Genomic DNA, 249 nt, shown 5'->3' with positions numbered 1-249 from the left:
GGTGCGGTCCTGGCGCAGCTCGCCGTTGACGCTCAGCTTCAGGCGCAGGTCGAGGAGGTGGGTGAAGTCCTCCGGTTCCAGCAGGGCCAGGTACGGCCCGGTCGGTGTGAAGGTGGGGTACGACTTGCTCTCGTAGAACTGCGTCTTGGTCAGCTGTACCTCACGGGCGCTGACGTCGTTGGTGATCACCAGCCCGGCGACGTACGCGGGCAGATCCCGCTCCTCGACGACCGTGCCGACGGGCAGGGA

General features: G+C 67.1%; 1 protein-coding gene. It reads right to left on the bottom strand.

The window, feature by feature from the left end; genetic code table 11:
- On the bottom strand, positions 1-249 hold a 249-nt coding region (locus GTY47_RS40000), incomplete at both ends, for a fumarylacetoacetate hydrolase family protein (protein ID WP_010049377.1).

The sequence above is a fragment of the Streptomyces sp. SID5464 genome, assembly GCF_009862985.1.
In the GTDB taxonomy this organism is placed as follows: Bacteria; Actinomycetota; Actinomycetes; order Streptomycetales; family Streptomycetaceae; genus Streptomyces; species Streptomyces chartreusis_D.
The sequence above is the reverse complement of the archived record's forward strand: the minus strand, read 5'-3'. Positions and strand labels throughout refer to the sequence as shown.